Source organism: Metabacillus litoralis (assembly GCF_003667825.1).
Taxonomy (GTDB): domain Bacteria; phylum Bacillota; class Bacilli; order Bacillales; family Bacillaceae; genus Metabacillus; species Metabacillus litoralis_B.
Genome location: NZ_CP033043.1, coordinates 4,226,447 through 4,252,717, shown reverse-complemented (window position 1 = coordinate 4,252,717; position 26,271 = coordinate 4,226,447). Strand labels below are relative to the sequence as shown.

22 protein-coding genes and 2 tRNA genes are annotated in these 26,271 nt (G+C 35.9%); all 24 read right to left on the bottom strand.

The annotated features are described in order from the left end of the window. Positions 1 to 6: 6 nt before the first annotated feature. Entirely contained in the window at positions 7 to 867 is an 861-nt protein-coding gene (gene pabC, locus D9842_RS20705) for an aminodeoxychorismate lyase (RefSeq protein WP_121664151.1), read from the bottom strand. 5 nt (positions 868 to 872) lie between these two features. Continuing rightward, positions 873 to 1,457 carry an aminodeoxychorismate/anthranilate synthase component II gene (gene pabA, locus D9842_RS20700; RefSeq protein WP_121664150.1) on the bottom strand — a complete coding sequence of 195 codons (585 nt, stop codon included), beginning with the start codon at positions 1,455 to 1,457 and terminating at the stop codon, positions 873 to 875. 10 nt (positions 1,458 to 1,467) lie between these two features. Further along, positions 1,468 to 2,883 carry an anthranilate synthase component I gene (gene trpE / locus D9842_RS20695; RefSeq protein ID WP_121664149.1) on the bottom strand — a complete coding sequence of 472 codons (1,416 nt, stop codon included), beginning with the start codon at positions 2,881 to 2,883 and terminating at the stop codon, positions 1,468 to 1,470. A gap of 193 nt (positions 2,884 to 3,076) precedes the next feature. Continuing rightward, a complete protein-coding gene (gene cysK / locus D9842_RS20690) occupies positions 3,077 to 4,000 on the bottom strand; it encodes a cysteine synthase A (RefSeq protein WP_121664148.1) in 924 nt (307 codons plus the stop codon). Positions 4,001 to 4,095: 95 nt separating this feature from the next. Continuing rightward, positions 4,096 to 5,001, bottom strand: coding sequence for a peptidyl-prolyl cis-trans isomerase (locus D9842_RS20685; protein WP_121664147.1), 906 nt, complete (start codon positions 4,999 to 5,001; stop codon positions 4,096 to 4,098). Between the two features lie 28 nt (positions 5,002 to 5,029). Then, positions 5,030 to 5,911, bottom strand: coding sequence for an Hsp33 family molecular chaperone HslO (gene hslO / locus D9842_RS20680; protein WP_121664146.1), 882 nt, complete (start codon positions 5,909 to 5,911; stop codon positions 5,030 to 5,032). Between the two features lie 50 nt (positions 5,912 to 5,961). Further along, complete coding sequence (locus D9842_RS20675; RefSeq protein WP_121664145.1) at positions 5,962 to 6,732, bottom strand: type III pantothenate kinase; 771 nt, start codon at positions 6,730 to 6,732, stop codon at positions 5,962 to 5,964. 202 nt (positions 6,733 to 6,934) lie between these two features. Next, on the bottom strand, positions 6,935 to 8,866 hold the full coding sequence (gene ftsH / locus D9842_RS20670; protein ID WP_121664144.1) for an ATP-dependent zinc metalloprotease FtsH: 1,932 nt from the start codon (positions 8,864 to 8,866) through the stop codon (positions 6,935 to 6,937). 84 nt (positions 8,867 to 8,950) lie between these two features. After that, positions 8,951 to 9,490 carry a hypoxanthine phosphoribosyltransferase gene (gene hpt / locus D9842_RS20665; protein ID WP_098795083.1) on the bottom strand — a complete coding sequence of 180 codons (540 nt, stop codon included), beginning with the start codon at positions 9,488 to 9,490 and terminating at the stop codon, positions 8,951 to 8,953. Positions 9,491 to 9,511: 21 nt separating this feature from the next. After that, positions 9,512 to 10,900, bottom strand: coding sequence for a tRNA lysidine(34) synthetase TilS (tilS, locus tag D9842_RS20660; protein ID WP_121664143.1), 1,389 nt, complete (start codon positions 10,898 to 10,900; stop codon positions 9,512 to 9,514). 127 nt (positions 10,901 to 11,027) lie between these two features. After that, positions 11,028 to 12,065, bottom strand: a complete 1,038-nt coding sequence (locus D9842_RS20655; RefSeq protein ID WP_121664142.1) for a protein kinase domain-containing protein — start codon at positions 12,063 to 12,065, stop codon at positions 11,028 to 11,030. Continuing rightward, positions 12,049 to 12,822 (bottom strand): VWA domain-containing protein, encoded by a 774-nt coding sequence (locus D9842_RS20650; protein WP_257535932.1) that lies wholly within the window; start codon positions 12,820 to 12,822, stop codon positions 12,049 to 12,051. Before D9842_RS20650 ends, D9842_RS20655 begins: the two co-directional genes overlap by 17 nt. 75 nt (positions 12,823 to 12,897) lie before the next feature. Further along, positions 12,898 to 15,372 (bottom strand): stage II sporulation protein E, encoded by a 2,475-nt coding sequence (gene spoIIE, locus D9842_RS20645; RefSeq protein ID WP_121664140.1) that lies wholly within the window; start codon positions 15,370 to 15,372, stop codon positions 12,898 to 12,900. A 582-nt stretch (positions 15,373 to 15,954) separates the two neighbouring features. After that, a tRNA-Glu gene (locus tag D9842_RS20640) sits at positions 15,955 to 16,026 on the bottom strand. Positions 16,027 to 16,045: 19 nt separating this feature from the next. Beyond that, positions 16,046 to 16,122, bottom strand: a tRNA-Met gene (locus D9842_RS20635). Between the two features lie 268 nt (positions 16,123 to 16,390). Continuing rightward, entirely contained in the window at positions 16,391 to 16,849 is a 459-nt protein-coding gene (locus tag D9842_RS20630) for a S1 domain-containing RNA-binding protein (protein ID WP_121664139.1), read from the bottom strand. An 87-nt stretch (positions 16,850 to 16,936) separates the two neighbouring features. Continuing rightward, a complete protein-coding gene (locus D9842_RS20625) occupies positions 16,937 to 17,305 on the bottom strand; it encodes an FtsB family cell division protein (protein WP_098795089.1) in 369 nt (122 codons plus the stop codon). An 11-nt stretch (positions 17,306 to 17,316) separates the two neighbouring features. Further along, positions 17,317 to 17,952, bottom strand: coding sequence for a spore cortex biosynthesis protein YabQ (yabQ, locus tag D9842_RS20620; RefSeq protein ID WP_121664138.1), 636 nt, complete (start codon positions 17,950 to 17,952; stop codon positions 17,317 to 17,319). Beyond that, complete coding sequence (yabP, locus tag D9842_RS20615) at positions 17,949 to 18,260, bottom strand: sporulation protein YabP (protein WP_098795091.1); 312 nt, start codon at positions 18,258 to 18,260, stop codon at positions 17,949 to 17,951. The genes yabQ and yabP overlap by 4 nt, the downstream gene beginning before the upstream one ends. A 163-nt stretch (positions 18,261 to 18,423) precedes the next feature. Further along, a complete protein-coding gene (locus D9842_RS20610; RefSeq protein ID WP_121664137.1) occupies positions 18,424 to 18,699 on the bottom strand; it encodes an RNA-binding S4 domain-containing protein in 276 nt (91 codons plus the stop codon). After that, the gene (gene mazG / locus D9842_RS20605) at positions 18,696 to 20,174 is read right to left on the bottom strand and encodes a bifunctional methyltransferase/pyrophosphohydrolase YabN (RefSeq protein WP_121664136.1); all 1,479 of its coding nucleotides are present in this window, start codon (positions 20,172 to 20,174) and stop codon (positions 18,696 to 18,698) included. The genes D9842_RS20610 and mazG overlap by 4 nt, the downstream gene beginning before the upstream one ends. A 12-nt stretch (positions 20,175 to 20,186) precedes the next feature. Continuing rightward, positions 20,187 to 21,758 (bottom strand): putative polysaccharide biosynthesis protein, encoded by a 1,572-nt coding sequence (locus D9842_RS20600; RefSeq protein WP_121664135.1) that lies wholly within the window; start codon positions 21,756 to 21,758, stop codon positions 20,187 to 20,189. A 98-nt stretch (positions 21,759 to 21,856) separates the two neighbouring features. Next, on the bottom strand, positions 21,857 to 22,393 hold the full coding sequence (spoVT, locus tag D9842_RS20595) for a stage V sporulation protein T (protein ID WP_121664134.1): 537 nt from the start codon (positions 22,391 to 22,393) through the stop codon (positions 21,857 to 21,859). A gap of 240 nt (positions 22,394 to 22,633) precedes the next feature. After that, positions 22,634 to 26,161 (bottom strand): transcription-repair coupling factor, encoded by a 3,528-nt coding sequence (gene mfd, locus D9842_RS20590; RefSeq protein WP_121664133.1) that lies wholly within the window; start codon positions 26,159 to 26,161, stop codon positions 22,634 to 22,636. Positions 26,162 to 26,271: the final 110 nt, after the last annotated feature.

The window sequence follows — 26,271 nt, the reverse complement described above, 5'->3', positions numbered from 1 at the left end:
AATCCTTTATAACTCTTGTATACTTAATAGTTTGGTCTTATAGTGATTATACAAGTCAGTTAACTTCTTACTGTACTCCCCTTCATTCCCTTGGAAATATTGATCATCTATTTTTTTAACTGAAACAATCTCTTGAGAGGAATTTGTTAAGAACACCTCAGTAGATCCAAACAAATGTTCTTTATCGTAAAAACCTTCATATAAAGGTATTTCTAATTTCTCCAAACACTTGATGATAAACTGTCTTGTGATTCCATTTAAAATTCCTGTTTCTAATGTTGGTGTGTACAAAGTGCCTTTCTTCACCCAGAAAATATTAGAAACAACCCCTTCTGCCACGTACCCTTTTTCAGTTAGAAAAATACCTTCCAAATCTGGAGTTACTTGAAGTTCACGCTTTCCTAAAATATTGTTTAGGTAGTGATGGGATTTTAATCGTTCCCTTCCTTCAGGTGTGTTTCTTCTTAATTTAAGTATCGCCGCTTCCTTTTCGATCCTATTAACTGATGGAGCTTTTCTAATAAAACACATAATGGTTGGCTTATCATAATCCTGAAGTAGTTTCCCAACTTCTCCAATGCCAGCTGAGATGTTTAACCGAACTGTAACATCTTCATTTTGACAAGCGTTTATCCTTAAAAGCTCCTGAATCATCTCATACATTTCTTCATAATCAATTTGATATGTGATCCCTAATTCATCAACTGCATGTTGGAGCCTTGCTAAATGATCAAGTAGTAAAAAAGGAAAACCCTTATAAATTCTAAAGGTTTCAAAAACCCCTAATCCATAAAGAAAGCCATGATCAAATGGAGAAATCGTGGCTTCTGAATCTTTTATAAACTGTGAATTAATGTATATATACACACCTATTAGCTCTTTTCTACAGGTTTATATTGAGTAATAAAGTTTCTAAGAAGGTCTTTACCGAATGTTGTCATAATTGACTCAGGATGAAATTGCACCCCTTCAATTGGTAATGTTTTATGGCGGAGGGCCATAATTTCATTTTCATCCGTCCATGCTGTTACTTCTAAGCAATCCGGTAACGTTTCATTTTTTACAATTAATGAATGATAACGCGTAGCAGTAAATGGATTCTCCATTTCTTTAAAGATTGTCTCGCCGTTGTGATGCATCTCAGATGTTTTCCCATGCATCAAACGCTCGGCACGTACTACATCGCCACCGAATACTTGTGCAATTGACTGATGACCGAGGCACACTCCAAAGATAGGGATTTTCCCAGCGAAATATTCAATTGCTTCCATGCTAATACCAGCTTCGTTAGGGCTACATGGTCCAGGGGATATCATTAAAAATTGCGGATTCAACTCTTCAATTTCTGCGATCGTGATCTCGTCATTTCTCTTAACAACCAATTCTTCCCCTAATTCACCTAAATACTGTACTAAGTTAAATGTAAATGAATCATAATTATCAATCATTAAAATCACTATACTCACCTCAACCTAATATTTTCTCTTCTTTGCTCAACTCAATAGCTTGAACTAACGCTCTTGCCTTCTTTAAAGCTTCTTTATATTCATAATCTGGATTAGAATCAATAACAATCCCAGCACCAGATTGAACATACCCAAATCCATCTTTCGTGATCATTGTACGAATGACAATATTTAATTCCATATTTTCATCAAAGCCGATCCAACCTATTGAACCTGTATAAATTCCTCTTCTGGTTGGTTCAAGCTCTTCAATAATTTCCATTGTTCTTACTTTAGGTGCTCCTGTAATTGTACCACCTGGGAAGGTCGCTTTGATAACATCTGCATAATTTGCTTCTTTTTTTAATGTCCCTTTCACATTTGAAACAATATGCATCACATGTGAGTATTTTTCAATAACCATAAATTCATTTACATGAACAGAGCCATACTCACAAACTCTCCCAAGGTCATTGCGCTCCAAATCAACAAGCATCACATGTTCGGCTCTTTCTTTTTCATTTTCAACCAACTCATTTGCAAGTTTTAAATCCTCTTGTTCATCTTTCCCTCTTGAACGAGTACCTGCAATTGGTCGTGTACTTACAACATCACCTTGTCTTTTAACAAGTAATTCCGGGGAGCCACTTATTATTTGAAATTCAGGAAAATGTAAATAAGCCATATATGGAGACGGATTGACTTTACGCAATGTCTCATAAATTTTAAATGGATGGTTTTCCAATGCAAAATGCTGTCTTACAGACAAATTAACTTGGAAAACATCTCCTTGACTAATATAGGTTTTAATTGCTTCAACAGCTTCTTTAAATCCCTTTTCAGAGAATGTTATTGGGTTAGACGATGGTTCAATTACCATTGACTCTGGTTGTTTGATAATCTTCACTTCAGAGGTCCAACTATCCTTTATTTTCTGCAGTTTATTTTCTGCCTGCTGTTTTTCTTGTTCATGATAATAGTGAGTGATTAACCATAGCTTGGACGTTTGATGATCATAAACAGCTACATCATCAAAAAGAAGAAAATATATATCAGGTGTTTCTAAATCATCTACAGCTACAGCAGGTAATTTTTCAAAATGACGCACACAATCATAGCTAATAAAACCAATGGCACCACCTTGAAAATCTGGGAGATTAGGATCTGATTCAGTATAGTACTGTTTGAACCAATCTTTAAAAAGATCAAGAGGCTTCCCCTCTTTTACAATGGTTCCTTTTTCATTCGTTATCTTAAGCTGATCATTTTTTCCCATTACCGAGGCTATAGGCTTAATACCCGCAATACTATATCTTCCACCACGACCACTTTCTAGGATGGCATGCTGTTCTTCATCTTGTGTAAGGTATTTATATTGATTAAAGAAATCTTGTTCATAATCAAAATGTATACTTAACGATGCCCGTCTGTGTTGCATGACTAATCTCTCCTTTAAAACTCTTATATCCATTTTACATAATTGTGTGAAAGAAAACATAGTATTTTAGCTTTTTCTTATAAAATTAGTATGCTGCTTACCTAGAGGAAATATAAAAACACAACAAGCTTAGGGATCATTAAAATAAAAAAGGAGCTGACAAAGTCAACCCCTTCTATAAATTAAATTTATATTAATCAAATTGATATAAAGGTGTACTTAAGTAACGCTCACCATTACTTGGAATAACAGCTAATACTTTTTTACCTTTACCTAATTCTTTAGCTACCTTTAAAGCTGCAAAAATTGCTGCACCTGAAGAGATACCGCCAAGAATTCCCTCTTCTTTAGCTGCTCTTCTAGCTGTTTCAAATGCTTCTTCGTTTTTAACAGTGATGATTTCATCATAAACATTTGTATTTAAGATATCTGGTACGAATCCAGCACCAATACCTTGGATTTTATGTGGACCTGGTTTTCCGCCTGAAAGGACTGGAGAATCTGTAGGCTCAACTGCATAAATTTTAATAGATGAATAGTTTTCCTTTAAAACGGAACCAGCACCTGTGATTGTCCCACCTGTACCAATACCTGCGATAAATCCATCTAGTTGATCGCCCATTTGTTCAACAATCTCTTTACCAGTTGTTAAACGGTGTACTTCAGGGTTTGCTTCATTTTTAAATTGTTGAGGCATAAAGTAACCATGCTCTTTTGCAAGCTCTTCAGCTTTACGAATTGCTCCTCCCATACCTTCAGCTCCAGGAGTTAGCACTAATTCTGCTCCATATGCACGTAGCAGGTTTCTACGCTCTAAGCTCATTGTATCAGGCATAACTAAAATTGCCTTTATTCCCTTAGCTGCTGCTACCATCGCTAAACCGATTCCAGTGTTACCACTAGTAGGCTCAATGATTGTATCGCCAGGTTTTAAATCACCCTTCTTTTCAGCAGCTTCGATCATAGCAAGTCCAATACGATCTTTAACACTACTTCCAGGGTTCATAAACTCTAGTTTTAGGTATACATCTGCACTATTATCATCAACAAGTCTGTTTAACTTTACAACCGGTGTTTCACCAATTAATTCATGTATAGAATTTGCTACACGTGCCATACTATTCCTCCTCTATCCCGAGTAAATTTATTGGATTTATAAGAGTAATATATCAATTTAATTCAAAATTGTCAAAACCTTTTATGCTATTCGTACTATTTTTTTCCTATTTCATCTTCATAAAACCAAGATACACCAATCTCTTGCCACAATGGGTCTGCAGTCACAGACCCTTCCATTTGCTCAAGAGCTATTTGTCTGCGGATTTGGTCCTTTACCTCGTCATACGAATACGTTTTACCAACCAATTTTTCCTTCAAGAGTAGAACAGCATAACCCATATTCACCTTTATCGGTTGACTCCAGTCTCCTGCAGAAAGCTCAGGAGCAATTTCCAAGTATTCCTTCGAGACATAATCATTGTCTGTAGAGATAAAGCCGATATCTCCACCCTGATTTGCTGTGAATTCATCAATTGATGCCTCGATTGCCAAGGCTTCAAAGCTAGAACCTCCAGCAATTTCTTTGATAATGGCGTTTGCTTCTTCTTCTGTTTTGACAACAATATGTGATAAGTGATAGATATCTTTTATATCATAGAGTTCTTTATTATTTTCATAAAATGAGCGAAGATCTTCTTCAGGAACCTCAACATCCTTTGTTAAAAGCTCCTCTAATAAAATACTATATCGGATTTGCTCTTCCCAATTTTGCTCTTCGGAAAATTGTTCTTCATCTAGAGATGTATACATTGATTTGTAAAAAGTTAGTTCCCGTTCAATAACCTCATCAGATACTGATAGATCATACTTTTCAGCGAGTTCCTCAACAACTTTCAAGTTCACTAATTCTCTTAGTGTGTCTTTGCCATAGCGTGTTTCCATCTCGGCCATCCATTGCTCTCTTGTGATGGTTGTTTCACCAATCGTTGCAATGACTTCATCTTTCTGTTCATCACTATTAACAGGAAGCACTCCATAAGGATTAATAAAATATGCAACTGTTAAGCAATTTAGAATGACTAAGCTGAAAATAACACTCCACAATGTTTTCCCGCTCACTCTCTCCAACTCCCGATAAAACTTATCGTTATTGACTTGCGGCTTTCTTTAATTCCTCTAAGTCCTCTCTTGTAAGCAGGTAAGTTTCATTACAAAAATGACACTGTGCTTCAGCTTGACCTTCATCATCAATCATTGACTGAATCTCGTCTACTCCCAAACTAACGATCGCATTTTCAATTCTTTCTTTTGAACACTGACAATGGAATGTAACAGGTTGTTTTTCGAGAATCTTTACATTTCCTTTACCAAGCACTTCATCTAAAATCTCTTCAGGTGTTAAACCTCTTTGGATTAACTTAGAGATTGGCTCAATACTGTTTAATCTATTTTCTATTTCAGTAATTGTTTCATCATCCGTTCCTGGGAGTAACTGAATAATAAATCCACCTGAAGCCAGGATTGTATTATCAGGATTAACTAAAACTCCTACTCCTACAGAGGAAGGAACTTGTTCAGATGTAACAAGATAATATGTAAAGTCTTCTCCTAATTCACCAGAAACAATTGGTACTTGTCCAGAAAAATTATCCTTTAATCCAAGATCCTTCACGACTGTTAGCATTCCATCCGTTCCAACAGCTCTTGCAACATCAAGCTTACCCTGAGCATTTAACTCAAAATGAGTTTGAGGGTTTGTCACATATCCCCTTACTTCACCTTTTGAATTGCTATCTACAAGGATAACGCCAATCGGGCCTTTTCCTTCAACCTTAATGGTCAGCTTTGCGTTACCTTTTAACATAGATCCCATCATAACTCCTGCCGTCATAGCACGTCCTAGAGCTGCAGATGCTGTAGGCCATGTTTGATGTCTTCTTTGAGCTTCGGCAACTGTTTCTGTCGTTCTTGTTGCATATGCCCTTACTTGATTGTTATATCCCATGGCTTTTATTAAATAGTCGTTCATAGTTAACTCCCTTCTTTTTGTACCCTGTAACGGCACCTTAGAAAAAATACTTATGCTTGAACATTACGTTCATAAATTAGTTGCAAACCTCTTAATGTTAAAAATGGATCAACAATATCAATACAATCAGATTCCTTAGCAATTAAGGAAGCAAGTCCTCCAGTCGCAATAACTTTAGGTACCTTATTAGATTGTTCTTTCATCCGTTTAACAATACCTTCAACTTGACCAACATATCCATATAAAATACCTGCTTGCATAGCACTTACTGTATTTTTCCCAATGATATGATCAGGTCGCGTAATTTCTATTCTTGGAAGCTTAGCTGCTCTTGAATAGAGAGCCTCTGTGGAAATATTTATTCCCGGCGCTATAGCACCACCCATGTATTGCTTTTCCTCATTCACATAGCAGTATGTAGTAGCTGTTCCAAAATCAACAATAATAAGGGGGCTTCCATAATCCTGAATGCCAGCAACAGCATTGACAATTCTGTCAGCTCCAACCTCGCGGGGATTTTCATATTTTATGTTTAAACCTGTTTTAATCCCTGGACCAACAACAAGCGGTTTTATTTCAAAATATTTACTACACATTCTTTCTAGCGCAAACATAATCGGTGGTACAACCGATGAAATAATAATACCTTCAATTTGCTTGAAGGATATATTCACATGTTCAAATAGGTTCTTTATCAACATACCAAACTCATCTTCTGTTTTGTTTCGACTCGTTTCTATTCTCCAATGGTGCTTTAAAGCATCCTGTTCATACACACCCAAAACAGTATTTGTATTTCCTACATCCAATACAAGAATCAAAAGGATCACCACTTTATCTGTTCTATTTTATATTGACATTCCTGTTATATTTTATCATAAAGTTACTCTACTTCCATATTTGAGACTACCGTGAATAGGTAAGAATAGCAAAAATGTATATAGGTTAGTAGGTTAAGCTTCTTATTCATTTTTTAAAACACAAAAAAGATCGACAACAGTATTTGTCATCGACCTTTTTTTATTATTTCTCAGAAGATTGCTCATCTTCTTTTTTACTGTTAATATTCACTTTTACATCTTCTGAACTTTCACCATTTTCCTGGTTACTTGTTACCGGACGATCTGGAAGCTTGCCTTTTTCAACAAGACTTGAGATTTGAGCTGCATCAAGTGTTTCAACCTCTAATAATGTTTGAGCAACCAATTCAAGTTTCTCACGATTATCAGTAAGTATTTGTCTTGCACGCTCATAACTTTCCTTGATGAAACGTTGAATTTCCATATCGATTTCATGTGCTATAGCATCACTATAGTTTTGCTCATTATGGATATCGCGTCCCAAGAACACTTGACCACCCTGAGATTGACCAAATTGCAATGGACCAAGTTTTTCACTCATTCCATATTCAGTAACCATTTTACGAGCAATGTTGGTAGCTCTTTGGAAGTCATTATGTGCTCCTGTACTTACTTCACCGAAGATAATTTCCTCAGCTACACGACCACCTAGTAAACCAGTGATTTTATCAAGTAATTCAGGTTTTGTCATAAAGTAACGATCTTCTTTAGGTAGCATAACCGCATAGCCACCTGCTTGACCACGAGGGACAATGGTTACTTTATGAACCATATCTGCTTCATCTAACACGACACCAATTATTGTATGTCCTGCTTCATGATAAGCAACAATATTACGTTCTTTTTTAGAAATAACACGAGTCTTTTTAGCAGGACCAGCAATTACTCGGTCTGTTGCTTCATCAAGATCTGTGTTGTCAATTTTCTTTTTATCCTGTCTTGCTGCAACAAGTGCTGCTTCATTTAACAGGTTCTCTAAATCTGCACCCGAGAATCCAGGTGTACGAGCAGCGATTGCTTTTAAATCAACTGACTCATCTAACGGTTTATTACGAGCATGAACTTTAAGTACTGCCTCACGACCAATTACATCTGGACGGTCAACCGTAATTTGACGGTCAAAACGACCTGGACGTAATAACGCAGGGTCAAGAATATCAGGTCTGTTTGTAGCGGCAATAATGATAATACCTTCATTAGCTCCGAAACCATCCATCTCAACTAGTAATTGGTTAAGGGTTTGTTCACGTTCATCGTGCCCTCCACCTAAACCAGCACCACGTTGACGACCAACAGCATCAATTTCATCAATAAAGATAATACATGGAGCATTTTTCTTCGCATTCTCAAATAAATCACGAACACGTGAAGCCCCGACACCGACAAACATCTCAACGAAATCCGAACCACTAATTGAGAAGAACGGCACTCCCGCTTCACCTGCAACTGCTCTTGCAAGCAATGTTTTACCTGTACCTGGAGGTCCTACTAATAGAACACCTTTAGGAATTCTTGCGCCTAGCTCGGCGAATTTACGAGGATCTTTTAAGAATTCAACAACCTCGACTAGTTCTTGCTTTTCTTCATCAGCACCCGCTACATCTTTAAATTTAACCTTTTTCTTTTCCTCACTGTAAAGCTTGGCTTTACTTTTACCGAAGTTCATAACACGGCTACCACCGCCCTGAGCCTGGTTAAGTAAGAAGAAGAATAAAATAAAGATAATGACGAATGGAATGATGGATGTGAAAAATGTAACCCATCCACTTGTTTCTTCAGCTGGCGCAACATCCAATTTGCTTACATTGTTTGCTTCAGCAGCTTTATCAACACGATCCAATCCTTGTTCGGTTGGTATGTACGTTAGAAAGGTTTCGTCTTCTGAATAACCTTTCATTTTACCTCTTACTTCAAATACACCTCGAACCGGTTGTACAGTCATTTCTGTTACATTTCCATTATTTAAGTCAGAAATGAATTCATTATACGTTATTTGCTCCGTTTTAGGATTAGCACCTGTAAAGAAGCTAACAACTCCAATGATGACTAAAAATATTAGTAAATAAAATATGGTATTACGGAAGATCCGATTCATTCCTTACCTCCTCCCACAGTAAACACGACTATTTTAAATAGTATCATAGAAAATCATGGTAATACAACAAATTAGAAATTGAGATTATTTTTGATAAATCTCAGGCTTTAACACCCCGATATATGGAAGATTTCGATATTTTTCCACATAGTCTAATCCATACCCTACAACAAATGCGTCTGGTACTTCAAAGCCTACATAGTCTGCGTTAATATCAGCTTTTCTTCCAGTTGGTTTGTCAAGCAGTGTAACAATCTTGATTGATTTTGCTTTACGATAGCGGAATAGTTTAACAAGATAGCTTAGTGTTAAACCACTATCAATGATATCTTCAATGATCAGGATATCTCTTCCCTCAACTGAAGTATCTAAGTCCTTGATAATTTTTACTTCTCCAGAAGAAACTGTTGATGTTCCATAACTTGAAACATCCATAAAATCCATTTCCAAATATGTATCAATATTCTTTAATAGGTCGCCCATAAAAGGCATTGCCCCTTTTAGAACACCTATTGCAAGTGGAAATGAGTCCTTATAATCCTCTGTTAGGATCGCTCCAAGCTCTTTTACCTTTTCTTGGATTTGCTCAGATGTAACTAAAATTTCTTCAATGTCTTGTCTCATTAATGTGTGCCCCCTAGAAGATTAGCTCCTAAATTGTAATACAATACATCCATCCCCTTCTATATTCTCAGCCTCATAACTAGACTTTTTTAGACCAGGAATCCAAAGGATGTTCCCTTTTCCATCTTCTACGATTGGCCATGAATGCCGGCTATGTAATGGGATTTTCTCATCAATAAATATATCTTTTACCTTTTTTGTACCGTTCATGCCTTTCAATTTCATTTTATCTCCCTGTTTTCGTGTTCGTACGATTAAAGGTTCATATAGATCCTGACTATTAAGTAGAAAAATGTCGTTGCCCTTTGCCTGAACCCCAGCTTCACTAACAAAACTGCAGGATATGCTGCCATTTCCGTTTGGGATTGACAAAACAGAAGGGATAGTAAGATCTAAGCAATATTCTGTTGCTTCTTTATGTTCAAAAGTAAACAAACACATATGATATGACTTTATCACTTTTAAACCGTCTGGGTAATCCAGTGAACCTGAAGGGTGATTCTGCGAGAGCAGCGCCTGCAAACTCTCAATATGTATAGAAGAAAGGGAAGATGGAATATTTACATATAGATAGTTTAATATTAGTTTAATCCCTCTTCTTTGTAAAGGCAAAGGTAGGCTTAAGAACCTTTTGATATCCATTTCAACAGCCGATTTTTCTTTTCTTTTGATTACTTTATTCATGCTTTCCTCGGTTAATACCTGTAAATACGATTCATCCTCTAATAAGGTTTCACTAAAATAACGAAATCTTTCATGAACAAGCGGATTTTCTTGTTTTAAAAAGGAAAGAACATGCTTTCTAAATCGATTTCTAGTGTAATCACTTTTCTCATTACTTGGATCAAATCTTGGCATTAACTCATTTTCTTTACAATAGTTAAGAATTTGCTGCTTAGAATAGGCTAAAAGAGGTCTTATTAGAAACCCATTATGATATGGTCGCTTCATTTTCATACCAGCTAATGCCTCACCTGTACTACCTCTTACCATTCTCATTAATATGGTTTCCACCTGGTCATCTCCATGATGACCAAGCGCTAGATAGTCGGCTTGATATTTATCTAAGACTTCTGTAAAAAAATGATAACGACATTCCCTAGCAGCAACTTGAGCACTTATCTTTTTTGTTTTAGCATAAGCAGAAACATTGATTCTTGTTGCTTCACAGGTTATTTGATATGTCTTACAGAAGTTGATAACAAAATGCATCTCATCTTCAGATTGCTTGCCCCTAAACATATGATCAACATGTGCTGCCACAATATTAAGGTTCATTTTTTCTCTAACTTGATAGAGCAAATGAAGCAATGCTAGAGAGTCAGGACCACCAGAAACACCTACTACAATTGTTGATCCAGTCTCAAACAATTGCTGTTTTTGAATAATGGCCTCAAAATTTTTCACCATTTTCCCCTCATTTAACGAATTGCTATGGTTTTAACCTATAATAATCCTACCACTTTTCTGGTAAGAAAAACAAAAAAGAAAGGACTCGTTCACATATTCAACATATTTTTACTACAAATTAACATTTTTACATTAGAACATGGTAAACATAAAGTGAATAGACAACAAAAACACCTATTAAAATAACTAGTGTCTCAAGAACATGACTTCTTTTCTTCTGTTTCTTTTTATTCTGTTTCACTTGTGTTCTAGAATGTTGGGGTTGAGGTTGCGTTTTTTTATTTGATTGCCTTCCTTTTGGAGGGCTTTGTTGTTGCTTGGATACCCTTGTTTGGTACGACTGTGAACGAGGTTTATCTTTACTAGCTTTATTAGATAATAACTGAATAAAGCCTGACTTCATTTCCCGTGCATTAGTGTATTTCCCTAATAATGCTTGTTGTAAAACATCTCTATGTTGATTTAGAAAAGGATGCTGATTGATTTTCTCCATTAACTGAGCTTGTCCATCGCGATCACTCATTTTCTTAAATCGTTTCGGATAGGCAGCATTAATGATAATCATTGCAACCGAGAACAAGTCATATGTTGGCTCTGCTTTACGGTTACCCATTCCCCAATAGCCTCTATCAAAAAACTCTGTGAACTCTTTAATAGATCGCCCTTGCTGGGTTGTGCCTCCAACATCAATACATCTTATTTTAGGTGGTGGACCTGACACAATTAAATTTTCAGGTTTTAAGTCTCCAAATACCCAGCCTTCCTGATGAAGTTTTTCCAAATTGGTAAGTAACTGAAGTGTGAGTACAGTAGACCACTCTATTCCTCTTTGTTCAACAAATTCAAGAAAGTTTTTTCCTTGTACATATTCCATTACATAAAATGATATTAATTTTTGGGAATGATTTTTCCAATCATCTACATCAAGCAAAGAAGGCCCAAGTGAAGTACCTTGGACCTTAGAAAAATGTTTTAGCACATTTACCTCAGAAGTAATTGCCATGCTATTTTCACTAAGCTTAATTGCTACTTTACCTTGTCTACTATCACCTAAGTAAACATTGCCTGTTGCACCTTGTCCAAGCGCTTTTATAATGGTGTAACTCTCCCCATTCCATTTTCCAACAATCGTTGTTCCTGGTGAAAGATTACATGCCTGATTCATCGTAGTAATCTTCTTCGTTTCTTAATAAACTTTTTAGGGAGCGTTTTTTCTTAAAGTGCTGAATGGCTTCTCTTATTGCTGGGCCAGTCGGCGTAATACCACCTGTAGATAATTTCGGAAAAATAGATGATAAAGACTCTAATTTTGGTGTCCAATCTAGCACTTTTTCAACCTCATCCTTTTTCCCAGGAAATATTAGCACAGCATAACGATTATCACCTATTCTAGAATTCAGACTTATTGATAAATCTAATAATGCTTCCTTTACAGTTGGTAACTTCGGTTTCATACTAGCACTTGTATCAACTAAAATGAGAATTTCTAAACTAGCCTTCTCACCTAGTTCATCCACTACCTCCATAACTTCACCACGTTTTTCTGGTGGCAGCTCTTCCATTGAGGTACTCTTACCTAAAATTTGCTGAAGTTCTTTATTCACAACACCTTGAAGTGTTTGAGTCATAGCCTTTCTTGTTACATGTTGAACAGTTTGTGAAAGCTGGTGTGCATAAACAATTTGGTGTACTCCTCCACCAGACATCGCAATCCCTTCAACTTCTTGGAGTGATTCTTGGTCGATTACATTTTCCTCTAATACACCAATTACATTAACTGTAATTCCTTGTTCATTAGCTAATGCTGCCATTGCAATTGGATCTTCCCCATGATTTGAGCAACCATCAGTGATTAATAAAATTTGTTTTAGATGACCTTTCTCCATGTTTACCCTCCTAGAGAGATGATTTTCATTCTCCAAAATTTTTCCCTTTGCTTAACAGAAAAATAGACTATTACCATACTCGCCAGAAGGGGCTTATTTTATACTCTATGATTATCCTATTTTCTTTGAAGAAACAGGGATGCTTGCCCATTTAGGTGTATTATGCTCAATAGATGAAACAACAACTGTCATATCATCCTCTATTTTGCCTGATCTTGTTCTAATCACCTCTTCCATAATCAAATCAGCTATTTCCTGCGGATCAGTTGTTTTCATTTCACTAATTTTACGCTTCATCCATAGGTCATAATTTTCAACATGTTTAGGACCTTCAAAAATTCCATCACTCATCATAATCAACAAATCTCCCGCTTTAAGCTTCTCGCCAACAACATCAACATCAAAATCCTCAATAATGCCCATAGGTAGATTACTAGCTTGAATTTTTATAATCTTATCCCCACGTTTGATAAAGCTTGGTGTAGAACCAATTTTCAAGAATTTACTGCTACCATCCTGTAAATCAATAATCGCTAGATCCAAAGTAGAGAAAATTTCATCTGTTGTTCTTAAACTTAAAATGGAGTTGATTGTTTTAATTGCCACTTTTTCTTCAATACCAGACTGTAATATTTTCTGAAGCAGCTTAATCGTTTCATTGCTTTCAAAATGAGCTCTAACACCATTTCCCATTCCATCACTTATTGCAACAGCAAACTTCCCAACTCCAAGATCAATCATGGAATAACTATCTCCGGATACTAATCCGCCTCCCTTTGCTGCATGAGCAACACCGGTTTCAATTCGGTATCTTTTAGCTGATCCAAATGAAACATGACAATAACCGTTTGGATAGTTTGCACATTCCTCTTTTTTAACGATAATGGATTCCTCCAAAATATCAGATAACATTGGAGCTATAATTTTTTCACATTCTCCATGTCCATTACAGAAAGGAATACTCATCTCTATATCAACATTTCCTTGTTCTACGCTATAAATATCAACGTTTACAATTTCAATGCCAAAGTTCTGCAATGCATCCAAAATCTGTTCTTCCTGAACAAAATGATTTTCTCTTTCTCTTTTAATTTCCTTTGAAAGATCTCCCATCACATTTGATACACCTAATAACTGTTCAGCAACTAATCTGCGACTTTCCTGAACCTCTTTTTTCAGCTTTTGATTTGCCTGAAAATAGTTGATTTCCTGATCAATCGCTTCTTCTACTCTACTTGCCTTAGAACAATGTCGATCAAACTCTTTCTTTAATTTCATATTATTCTGGTACGTATTTTGCTTATTTTCATGCATAATGTTTTGCATTAAATCATATGTTTTATCAAAGTTTTCCACCCAGCATTTTTCTTTTTTAAAGCAATGCTGACAAGTACTCTCTGTAATCCTACTTAAAAACAGATCTGTTTCTCGTTGTTCTGTGTCTTCATATTCATCTTTATCATAAAAGGTAGTAAAGCTTTCGGATAAAGCATTAAAAACTTGAGAAAATTGTTCAACACGATGCGCTGTTACATCACGAATTTTCCTCACATATTGCTGTTGCTCATGCGCATGTTCATTTGTGCCAGGAATATGCTTAGCCAATCGACCAGTTACTACTTTGGGAGTAATTAAAAATAAGAGAATCGCAATCATTGATTCAATTAATGTCGTCATTAAGTCAGCAGAACCTTGTCCATATAAGGAAATAAGAACTGAACCAACCAAAAGTCCAATTGAGGTTCCTAGTTTATTTCCTTCACGTAATAATCCACCTAACAATCCGGAAAAGGCGAGAAGGCTCATATGATAAAGGTTTCCTACATTGGCCAAGCTTAAAATTAACCCCGTTACTACACCAACGGTACAACCAATGCTAGATCCTCCAATAAATGCAAACAAGAGAACAATATATCTAGAGAAAATATGTTCAGCTTGCAGGTTTTGAAAAGAAACTCCTACCATTCCTGTCATCACCGAGGCTAAAAGGATCATAATGCAAATAATCTCTTCAATTTTTAGTGATTGTTTATACTTTCGTGCCGATATCAATGGAATACTCTGAAGAAAAATTAACGTTAATATAAATGATAAGCCTGATTCGACTCCAGCCATCATATAATCATATAAAGTTAGCGACGATTTAATTGCAAAAGAGTAGGCAATTCTTGTCAGAGCCACCGTACTAAAGATAACAAATGGTAATATCTTTAACTGATCCTTAAAAAGATAGGATGCTAAACGATTCAGAACAAGAAAACCAATGATAGATACTGTGATAACTAAAGCAACCTCAAAAGAAACCGTTAAACCCCCAGCAATCAACGAAAGCCCCGCTAATGCTACTTTATCCCGCTTCATAAGAAAAATAGCGCCGAAGAATGGAAGAGCAAAAGGTAATACCTCCGACAAAATAATAGCTCGTCCCAATAAAAATCCGATCAAGGCATAAATGATTCCTTTATGTAAGAGGAAAAGCTGCAGCTTAGATGAAAATCGGTGAAAGATTCGATTGAACACTTGTTGGGTTTTGTCCATTCCCAAATCAGATATCGGCTCCATTAACCTTCTTTCTACTTTTTCCATTTTTCATTCCCCCACTTATTCATATTGGTGCTATTATATCGAAGGTCTATTCAGGAATTTGTCAAAAGAAGGGTAACTATTCCAAAAACCGTTCGACTGTTTTTGAAGTATGCGACAAATATCTAATTCTTCTAGAGTATTTTGCTTATGCTATTCGTCAAATTGTTGTGAATTGTGTTGTATGAGGTCAAGAATAGTCTAAAGAATGTTTTGATGAGTTTTTTAGGCATAGAGTTTCTGTGTTATGGGGTGTTTTCCTATTATTAATTAGGATCATTCATTGTCTTAATGGAGGATGTGCTGCGTTTTTGTTCCTGTTAGTTTGTCTTTATGGATATGAACGACATTTCGCTTCCTTCTCCCATTGGGTTTGTCGTTCATCCGGTTTATGAACGACTTTCTGCTCTTTTTCCCAGTGGGTTTGTCGTTCATCGGCCTTATGAACGACATTCCACTTCTCATCCTTATCAATTTTGTCGTTCACTAACCAAAATTTATATAACTTCCTTTTTTAAAGAGTCTAAACTAGTTAAAAAACACAAAAAAACTAGCTACATTTCTGCAACTAGTTTTTTAAAAATATGACCCATACGGGATTCGAACCCGTGTTACCGCCGTGAAAGGGCGGTGTCTTAACCGTTTGACCAATGGGCCTTAGTATTATGTTGTTATATGGTAGCGGCGGAGGGAATCGAACCCACGACCTCACGGGTATGAACCGTACGCTCTAGCCAGCTGAGCTACACCGCCATAATTATCAAAACGCTCCTTGGTTAAACCGTGCTCGTCATGTCTCTTGTCAGACACATTCCTCGCAAGCCTACAAAGGAGATGATTCAGGATGTTTACGGCTCGCTCTAGCCAGCTGAGCTACACCGCCATACTGTTCCTCTATTAGGCACAAATAATATAATACAATTCAAATCATCTTTCGTCAATATGAAAATAATTTAGTATAAAAAAGAGAAAACAATTATAATGTTTTCTCTTTTTAAATAATGTATATGAAAGCAGCAAGCTATCCTCTTCTAGCTCCACGACCACCACGTTTTGATTCTGTATTGCGTTTTAATGAAGCTAAACGATCTTCACTATCTTTTAAGAAACGATTCATTTTTTGTTCAAAGTTTTCTTTATTATTGCTGTTGTTGCGGAAATCATTTCCTCTTGATCTTGGGCGATCTGAATTTCTTGGACGTTCCTGACGTTGTGGACGCTCTGGACGCTCTGGGCGTTCTGGACGATCGATTGCCTTTTTAATTGATAAGCCAATCTTTCCGTCATTTTCTACATTGATTACCTTAACTGTTACTTCATCTCCGACTTTTAAGTGATCGTTAATATCTTTCACATAATTATCGGCTACTTCACTGATGTGAACAAGTCCTGTTGAACCACCCGGTAACTCCACAAACGCTCCAAAATTCGTAATGCCCGTTACCTTTCCCTGTAACTTGCTGCCAACTTCAATCGACATAAAAATAATGCTCCTCCTTAAACAGATAAAAAATCATTCAAAGCTTTATTATATTATACATAAATAAAAAATCCAGTGTCAACAAGGCTAATCTTTTATATTAAAGATGATCTCATTGTCGTCTGACAAGAAATAGTCTCTTCTTGCAATCTTAGCAATATACTCATCATCATTAAGCTTCACTATTTCTTCTCTTAATATTTTTTCTTCCTTTTGTAAACTTGTGAGTTCTTCTTCAAGCTTATTCTGTTGCTCAAGCTTTTCATCAATTGCAACTGATTGCTTATATAAGGTGGTTATAATAATGGAGGAAGTGATAATAGCTAATAGTCCTAACACGAATAATCGTCTGAATAAGCCTCTTTTTCGTCTGTTTGAAATTTGCTGTTGTCTCTCTTGCTCCATTGCATATTGTGATTGTAGCTCTGTAATTTTCTTCGATCTCTCGAGACTCATACTAGTCCTCCTTACTTCTTCCTAAATCGTTGCCACCAGGTTTTCATCTTATTAGTTGTATTCTTGACTTTTTTGAAATTTCCTGCCATATTGGCAATATTTCTTATAAGGAAATTTCTTATCCCTCTAGGAACAAGTTTCCACAAAAGGATAAAAATCCATCTTAGGGGTGCTAATAAGATTTTAACCAATGAATATAGGAATTGAAAGACCCATTTTATAATACTCCAAAGAACTTTTAACGTTCCTAATAAAATAACGATAATTAGTTGAATGAGTCCTTTTATTGGTCTAACAATCATCGCTCGTCCAATATTAACCAAAACCCTATATAATCTTATGCTTGTCTGTATTATTCGCTCTAAAAGGCTTAAATATATTTTCTTGAAAAGACTTTGATAAGCTGCATATCCACAAAGCACCGCTAGGAATATATAAATCCTAAGTTCACCTTCATTTACAAGTAACAAAAGATAAAATAGGATCAGTCCTTGAACGACCCAAAACATAAAGTCATTTATGAAGACAACCCACCTGGCTCTTAATGGCCGCTTTAAAAAGCGACCATATGTATCCAGAGCTGCTCCAATCCAACTTCCCATTCCTACCATTGCTAGCATTGTATAAAACTGTGTTGATAAACTCATTTAAATAACTTGCTAAAGAGTCCTTTAGCTTTCTCCGCATGCTGCTCATCTAGATAAATCAGATCAAAGATTCTGCTTCCTTTAATGGAAACAATCCCTTTATCAACATCTAAATTTTTCATTTGAAGGTTTTGTCCGCGGATTGCTAGTGCACCCATGACTGTGTCTAATAAAAATTCCTCATTATCAAAGCTTTCTACCTGTTTTACACCTGTAATTTCTAATAATTTTCTCCCTCGCATGATTACATCATGCTCTTGAATTGTTCCTTTATGGACAGACGCATTATTTTCATAGTACTGACTCATATTCTACCTCCGAATTCTAATAAAGGATTTTCTTTTACATGTGTATGTCATTAGAATTCGGTTTAGAACAAGCCATATGAAAAGCGAATGATGTATAAAACATAGCAACAATAAGCCGACATCGAGTTAGGAAAAACCCCCGGTCGTTACCCTTTAAAATATGTTACATATCGAACGGTTCTTGATTAATTTTCTCTTCCTTTACTACGCGATAAAGATTTGTTGCTTCTTCTTTTTTTGTCGTTTCTTTTAGCTCTTCAATAACAACTGTAACTAGTTTTTGACCAAAACGAATAACAAGTTCATCCCCGATTTTAACAATTGAACTCGCTTTACCTGGAGTACCATTAATGGCAATTCGGCCTTGATCAGCAATTTCTTTTGCTAATGTTCTTCTTTTTATTAATCTTGAAACCTTTAGAAATTTATCAAGTCTCATTGTTCATCCCTCTTTTTATCTAAAGTCTTTGCTTCATTCCAGAGTTCGTCCATTTCTTCTAATGTCATCTTCTCTAGTTCCTTACCAATTAGCTTGGCTTGTTTCTCAATATAATTAAAACGATCAGTAAACTTAACATTTGTAGAGGATAAGGCTTCTTCTGACTCTATTTTATAGTGTCTTCCTACGTTAACTAAAGCAAATAATAGATCTCCAAATTCCTTCATAATAAGTTGCTGATCTCTTTTTAATGAGATTTCTTCTTCAAATTCCCTTATTTCCTCTTTCACTTTTTCCCAAGTACCATCAATAGAAGGCCAATCAAAGCCAATTTTTGCAGCTTTTTTCTGCAAATGATATGCCTTAGATAAAGCAGGTAATGATCCAGCTACAGAATCTAAAATTGATTGTGTTTCTGAGGATCCTTTTTCGTTCTTTTTTATTTCATCCCAGTTTGCCAAAACCTCATCTGTACTATTTACTGCTGTTTCTCCAAATACATGAGGATGCCTTCTTACCATTTTTTCTGAAATTCCGGAAATAACGTCATCAATACTAAACATACCTTCATCTTCACCAATTTGAGCATGAAGAACAACCTGTAAAAGCACATCACCAAGCTCTTCGATCATATGGTCAATATCATCTTTATCAATTGCTTCAATTAATTCATAACACTCTTCAATTAAATACTTCTTTAAAGATTGATGTGTTTGCTCCTTATCCCAAGGACACCCATTTGGTCCTCGTAACTGAGCAATGATCTTTCTGAACGTTGGAAATTGGTGATAAACAATTTTTTCTTCTGCTATTGGTGGAACATATACACTGGTTAGATTATGAACATTTGTTTCCCGATCCAACTCGTATAGCTCAACTTCTTTCAATTCTTGTTGACTGCTTCCCGCTGCAGTAACGATCATCACTTTATAATCATCAGGCAACTGTTCCATCAATGTTAGCTTTACTTCAGAAGCAATTAATTGATCATATACTTGTGTAATAATAATATGACCTTGTAGCTGTAACTGTTCACTGCTTAAAGTCATTGCATCTACTAACTGAAATCCTTCAATCGGATCTATTTCCAGAGCCTGAAAGGTTGCATCCAGAAAGCTTTGTCCACCTTCAACCGTTACAATATACCCTTTTTCTCTACCTTCTGTTAGCAAAAGCTGTACCGTTTTTTCTGCAACAAGAGGATGTCCAGGTACTGCATAAACGATATCTGTATTCTCCGCCTGCTGTAAAAGGGTCTCAACAATATTGAGGTACACTCTGTCAAAGTCCTCATTTTCTTCATAAATAGAATCAAAAGACTCATAACGAATTGAGCTATCCAATTCATGAATAACAGGATGCTCCTTTGTTCGTAAAAAAAGATGCTCTGCTTTTGTTAGTAGCTGATATACACCAAATGGTAACTGATTAAGATCGCCAGCTCCTAAGCCGACTATTGTAATTTTTTTCGCCATTTATGTACCTCTCTATTTTATAATTTTATTTATAACCGGGATACTTTGCATTTCCTCTTTCGTAAAGACTTTACATTTAATAATTGCTATCCCATAAACAAGGGCACCAATTACCACTCCTATTAAAGCAGTTATAGTTGAATAAGTACGACTATGAATATTGAAATAACTATTCATTTCTAGAGCTAGAAATAATACTCCAAGCATAATAATCAAGGATAGACCTATTTTATATAAGCTCTTATTACCCCTAAAGGAATACCCCTTACTTATTAGATAAAACATCATAATAATTGATATGAACATATAGGCTATCAATGTAGATATTGCTGCTCCGGTAATCCCGAAATATTTTATGAATAGCTCATTACCAATAAATTTTATTCCAGCTCCAACAAGAACAGCAACGGCTGGAACGAATGTATGTCCTAATCCTTGTAAGATTGCAAATAAAGTTAAACATATGGATGTAAATAAAACGGAACCACTTAGAATCATTAAAACTTCAGTACCTGATGAATTTCTGAACAACATTGTATTAATAGACTTCATTAAGACTATTAGTCCTCCAGAGGCACCTGCGCCTATAACAAAGCATAGCTTTAATGAAAGCCTTAATTTTTCACGGATAAATCCTTCATCATTATTAACCTTAGCATTGGCAATTGCCGGTACTAAAGATAAAGCAAAGGAAGTAGCTACTACGGTTCCTAATTGTATTAAAGGCTGTCCTCTGTCATATACACCCTTTAATGTCTTTGCGGCTTCTTCCTCCATACCTCCATTTACTAAGAGAGAATACAAATTTAATGCATCTATTAACTGAATAAGGATAAGCAATAAACTACTTATTCCAATTGTTAAACTGTATGTAAGTAAAGTTTTTACTATTTTCCAGGTTGAAACAGGAGCAGTAAGGTTCCAACTAAATCGATAACCCTTTTTCACCCAAATATAAATTAGTATTAATAACCCAGCTAAGCTGCCGATAATGGAAGAAAGGATAGCACCTTGACCTACAATATATAAATCAAAGCCTTCTCTAATTAAAAAGTATGAGCTTAATAAAATAAAGGATACTCTAATACCTTGTTCAACCACTTGAGAAGTAGCTGTTGGATTCATGTTTTGATCAGCTTGAAAATGTCCTCGTAACAATGAAACAAAGGGAACAATTAAAAATGAAACAGAAGCTAATTGAATCAATGGTTCTAAATGTATGTCTCCCATAAAAATGGATAAGGGGGCTGATAATATGTATAAGAAAATTGATAAAGTCATGCCAAAGGCAATAAGGTACAAGAGAGTAATTGTCATTATTTTTGAGCGGACCTTTATAGAATGACCATATCCATAATCACTCATTACCTTTGAGATCATCACCGGAAAGCCGGAAGTTGCTAAAATCACACTCATTCCATAAAAGGGATACACTTGTTGATAAATATAAAAACCAATATCCCCGACGATATTTTGATATGGGACTCGGTAAGCTGCACTGAAGATTTTTGTAAGCAAACCCGCTAAAGTCAAAATCATTGCACCTTGCATGGCCTTGTTTATATGGTTTTTCTGACTATTCATTCCGTCTCCTCTCCAAATCCTCTATCCGATTATAGCATATTTGAATAGCCTTCTTAATAAAGCAAAAGGGGTGGCAATATTGCCACCCCTTTTCTAGCTTATTGTTCCATTTGGCGAGCTAAAAATCCTGCAGCTGTTTCTACAGCCTTATGCTCAACTTCACCAATTGATTGCTCTTTGGAAAGAATAATGACTGCTCCAATTGGGTCACCATTGGCCACAATTGGTCCAATCGTATATGATTTAATATCTTCATTTAATCCTTCTACGACCTGAATTTCTCCAGCATCTGCTTTTAAAACAGAGTTTCTTTCCTCCATAACCTGCTCGACAACTTCACCGATGTTCTTATTAAGGTATTCCTTTTTTGAACCACCAGATACAGCAATGAATGTGTCTCTATCACAGATTAAAACTGGATGACCTAAACTATCATATAGGGCATCTGCATATTCCTTAGAAAAGTCGCTAAGCTCACTGATTGGCGAATATTTCTTTAAAATGACCTCACCATCACGATCCACAAATATTTCTAATGGATCTCCTTCTCTAATTCGTAATGTCCTACGAATTTCCTTTGGAATTACTACGCGACCTAAATCATCAATGCGACGAACAATACCAGTTGCTTTCATCTTACGTTGCCTCACTTTCATCGGATGATAGGAAATTGACGATTGTTGATCCTGCATACAACATAAATAATAATTAAAACCTCTTATTAAACAGGAGCTTTTTTCTATGTAACAATCATCGTTTGTTAAAAATAGTATCCTTCACCATTCGAGTAATATACATCCTTTACCGGATTTTTTAAGATAAAAGTGATAAGCAACTATTAATAATATCCTTTATGCGCACTTATTAAACCTATTTTATTGAAGAATTTCTTCCTTTTTCACTTGAGATAACCCATTTAAAAGTTCAGTCGTAATACCAAGCCATTTCTCAACAGCTAATCCTTTTGTATTAACTGTTAGCTTTAATTTACTGCCTTCCATTCCTAAACCAACGATTCGCTGATATTTATTACTTAAATCAAACAGTTTTTGACCATCAATTAAATTGCTGGCTTCTTCTTCTATGAGAATTGTGATGACTTCTTTATCCTGCTTAATTAACTCAACTCGTTCTTGGATAGCAAAAACCTTCAATTTGGCAATTTGGAACAGATAATCTACTTCTACTGGATATTCTCCAAAGCGATCCATCATTTCTTCTTGCAACTCTACTAGCTCTTGTAATTCAGTAATTGACCTAAAGCGTTTATACATATCGATCTTCTGACGGCCATCTGTAATATATGATTCCGGTAAATATGCATCCACTTGAAGATCAATTTCAACATCGATTGTTTTTCGTTTCGGCTTATCAGTTTGTCTTTCTTCAATAGCTTCTTTCAGCATTTGTGAATACAAGTCAAAACCAACAGAATCAATGAATCCATGCTGCTGGGCTCCCAATAGATTACCTGCTCCCCTTATGGAAAGGTCCCTCATTGCAATCTTAAAGCCTGAGCCTAATTCGGTAAATTCCTTAATAGCTTGTAACCTTTTTTCAGCAACTTCTGTAAGCACCTTATCTTTGCGATACGTAAAATACGCATAAGCTACCCGGTTGGATCGACCTACTCGTCCTCTCAGCTGATAAAGCTGTGATAGTCCCATCTTATCTGCATCATTAACAATAAGCGTGTTAACGTTAGGAATATCTACACCGGTTTCAATAATCGTTGTGCTTACTAACACATCATATTCTCCCTCAAGGAAGCTTAACATGACAGATTCTAACTCATTTTCAGTCATTTTCCCGTGTGCATATGTGACCCTTGCATCAGGTACTAGCATAGAAATTTCCTCTGCTTTTCTTTCAATATCCTCTACCCGGTTATATAGAAAGAAAACTTGACCTCCACGAGACATTTCTCTTTCAATTGATTCTCGAACGAGTGCACCATTGTATTCAACAACATATGTTTGAACCGGAAAACGATTTTCTGGTGGCGTTTCAATTACAGATAAATCCCTTACTCCTAACATGGACATGTGTAAGGTTCTTGGAATTGGAGTAGCTGTTAACGTAAGCACATCTACATTCGCCTTTAATTGTTTGATCTTTTCCTTATGTGTAACACCGAAACGTTGCTCTTCATCAATGATTAGCAATCCTAGGTCCTTATATTTTATATCCTTAGACAGAAGGCGATGTGTCCCAATAACCATATCAACGGTACCGTTACCTAATCCCTTTGTTGTTTCTGTAATTTCTTTTCTAGTTCTAAAACGGCTTAAGAGACCAACGTTAATAGGATAGTCTTGAAAACGTTCTCTAACGGTTTCAAAGTGTTGTTGAGCTAAAATAGTGGTTGGAACTAGCAGTGCAACTTGTTTACCATCTGCAATAGCTTTAAATGCTGCACGGATCGCAACCTCTGTTTTTCCATATCCAACATCTCCACATAAAAGACGGTCCATTGGACGAAGACGCTCCATATCCTTCTTAATTTCTTGTATTGAACGCATCTGATCTTCTGTTTCTTGATATGGAAAGGCCAATTCGAATTCTTTCTGCATTTCACCGTCTGGTGAGAATGCATATCCTTCACTTGCTTCACGTTCAGCATATAATTTGATTAAATCATCTGCAATGTCTTGAACCGAAGACTCAACCTTCTTCTTAACCCTGCGCCAGTCATTTCCTCCAAGCTTGTAAATCTTAGGTTCCTTGCCTTCAGAACCAACATATTTTTGCACTTGGTCAATCTGTTCAACTGGTACATAGAGCTGATCACTGCCCTGATATCTTATATTTAAATAATCCTTGTGAATCCCGTTTATTTCAAGTGTTTCAATACCAAGATATTTACCAATCCCATGATTAACATGAACAACATAATCGCCAATTTCTAGTTCTGAATAGCTTTTTATTCGCTCTGCATTCGAAAGCTTTTGCCTTCTAACCTGCTTTTTCACACGTTTCTTAAAAAGCTCTTCCTCCGTGATCACAGCAAGCTTTTGCATTGGTAGTTCAAATCCTGTTTGTAAATCTCCTTGAACAATTGAAATTTGACCAGCGATTAATGGATCGTTTTGCCCCAATATTTTTGCCTGAATTTCATAGTCCTCTAATACATCCTCAAGCTTTTTTGTTCTTTCATCATTTACACCTAAGAACACAACAGAATATTGAGCTTTTTGAAAGCGTTCAAGTTCATTCTTTAAAACATGCATCTGACCATGGAAATTTTGCATTTGTTTACAAGATATATTTAATATATTTTGTGGACTTGTATGTGGCACATGTCTTAAGAAAAGTGAAAGATAGATAGAAGGATGTTTACTTTTTGTCATTACATCCATATACGAATGTGAAACCTTTATATCCTGTAAAATCCTTCCTTCTTCAAGTAAGCCGGTAAACCACTCTGCCTCTTCCCGTTCCAATTGATCATATGTTTCGTGAATCCTACTGATTTCATCCAAAATTACGATTGAATCAGTAGGAAAATAATCTAGTAAACTAGTAGGCTGCTCATATAGGAGAGAAGAATACTTAAATAGATCGTGACTAAACTGATTATTACGCAGGCGCTCCAAATCATATTGAATATGCTCAAGAAGCATTTCCTTCTGTTGCTCATTTTTTAGCTTTTTTAAATTCTTCGCTAAGCCCGCTTCAATACCTTCTATGCTTCGATTTCTTGCTTCTGCATCTATTAGTATTTCAACAGCAGGCCCAATCGTTATCATTTTTAACATTTCTACTGATCTTTGATCATCTATATTAAAAGAACGTATAGAGTCAATTTCAGTATCAAACAGTTCAATTCGAATTGCATTTTCTTCAGTTAAAGGATATATATCAAGAATTCCACCACGAACACTAAATTCCCCTGGAGAGCTGACCATGTCTACTCTTTCATATCCTAAAGCAATAAAATCTTGGATATAGTTATCGAGCTCGATATCTTGTCCTAATGATAAGTTGAATTGCTTTTGCTTCCATAGCTGTTTCGGTGGAAGCAATCTTCTCACACCAGCTACCGGTGCAACTACAATAGAATGTTTACCCTCTGACAGTCGATTAAGAACTTCTATTCTTTGTGATTTTAATTCAGGGCTTGCAATAGCTACCTCTGATGCAATTAAATCATTAACAGGATACAGGTACACATCCTCTTTAATTAGGTTTAGCAAATCCTCATAGACTTTTTGAGCCTGGAAGAGGTTATGTGTCACAATCAAGATTGACTTATTTAGTTCATGATACAGTGATGCTGTAAAAACAGTTCTTGCCGAACCGGATAGGCCCGCAACAAGCTGTTCTTTTAGTCCTTCCTCAATACCAGATACAACGGTTTTGAAATCATCATTATGATAAAAATATTGCTGCAAACTATTCAAGCTAGAGCCCCCCTCTCAATTGATCAATTAGTTAAACTGTAATATATATTTGATTTTAGTTCATAAATGGTAAGGTACTTTACCATAGACATGTTGAATTGAGGACTCAC

Coding starts and splice junctions, on each gene's coding strand:
- D9842_RS20610 (WP_121664137.1), bottom strand. CDS start 18,699: ATGAGACTTGATAAATTTCTAAAGGTTTCAAGATTAATAAAAAGAAGA.
- tilS (WP_121664143.1), bottom strand. CDS start 10,900: ATGGTGAAAAATTTTGAGGCCATTATTCAAAAACAGCAATTGTTTGAG.
- D9842_RS20625 (WP_098795089.1), bottom strand. CDS start 17,305: ATGAGTCTCGAGAGATCGAAGAAAATTACAGAGCTACAATCACAATAT.
- trpE (WP_121664149.1), bottom strand. CDS start 2,883: ATGCAACACAGACGGGCATCGTTAAGTATACATTTTGATTATGAACAA.
- D9842_RS20600 (WP_121664135.1), bottom strand. CDS start 21,758: ATGAATAGTCAGAAAAACCATATAAACAAGGCCATGCAAGGTGCAATG.
- hpt (WP_098795083.1), bottom strand. CDS start 9,490: ATGAGACAAGACATTGAAGAAATTTTAGTTACATCTGAGCAAATCCAA.
- mazG (WP_121664136.1), bottom strand. CDS start 20,174: ATGGCGAAAAAAATTACAATAGTCGGCTTAGGAGCTGGCGATCTTAAT.
- yabP (WP_098795091.1), bottom strand. CDS start 18,260: ATGAGTCAGTACTATGAAAATAATGCGTCTGTCCATAAAGGAACAATT.
- cysK (WP_121664148.1), bottom strand. CDS start 4,000: ATGGCACGTGTAGCAAATTCTATACATGAATTAATTGGTGAAACACCG.
- ftsH (WP_121664144.1), bottom strand. CDS start 8,866: ATGAATCGGATCTTCCGTAATACCATATTTTATTTACTAATATTTTTA.
- D9842_RS20655 (WP_121664142.1), bottom strand. CDS start 12,065: ATGAATCAGGCATGTAATCTTTCACCAGGAACAACGATTGTTGGAAAA.
- D9842_RS20630 (WP_121664139.1), bottom strand. CDS start 16,849: ATGTCGATTGAAGTTGGCAGCAAGTTACAGGGAAAGGTAACGGGCATT.
- yabQ (WP_121664138.1), bottom strand. CDS start 17,952: ATGAGTTTATCAACACAGTTTTATACAATGCTAGCAATGGTAGGAATG.
- spoIIE (WP_121664140.1), bottom strand. CDS start 15,372: ATGGAAAAAGTAGAAAGAAGGTTAATGGAGCCGATATCTGATTTGGGA.
- spoVT (WP_121664134.1), bottom strand. CDS start 22,393: ATGAAAGCAACTGGTATTGTTCGTCGCATTGATGATTTAGGTCGCGTA.
- hslO (WP_121664146.1), bottom strand. CDS start 5,911: ATGAACGACTATTTAATAAAAGCCATGGGATATAACAATCAAGTAAGG.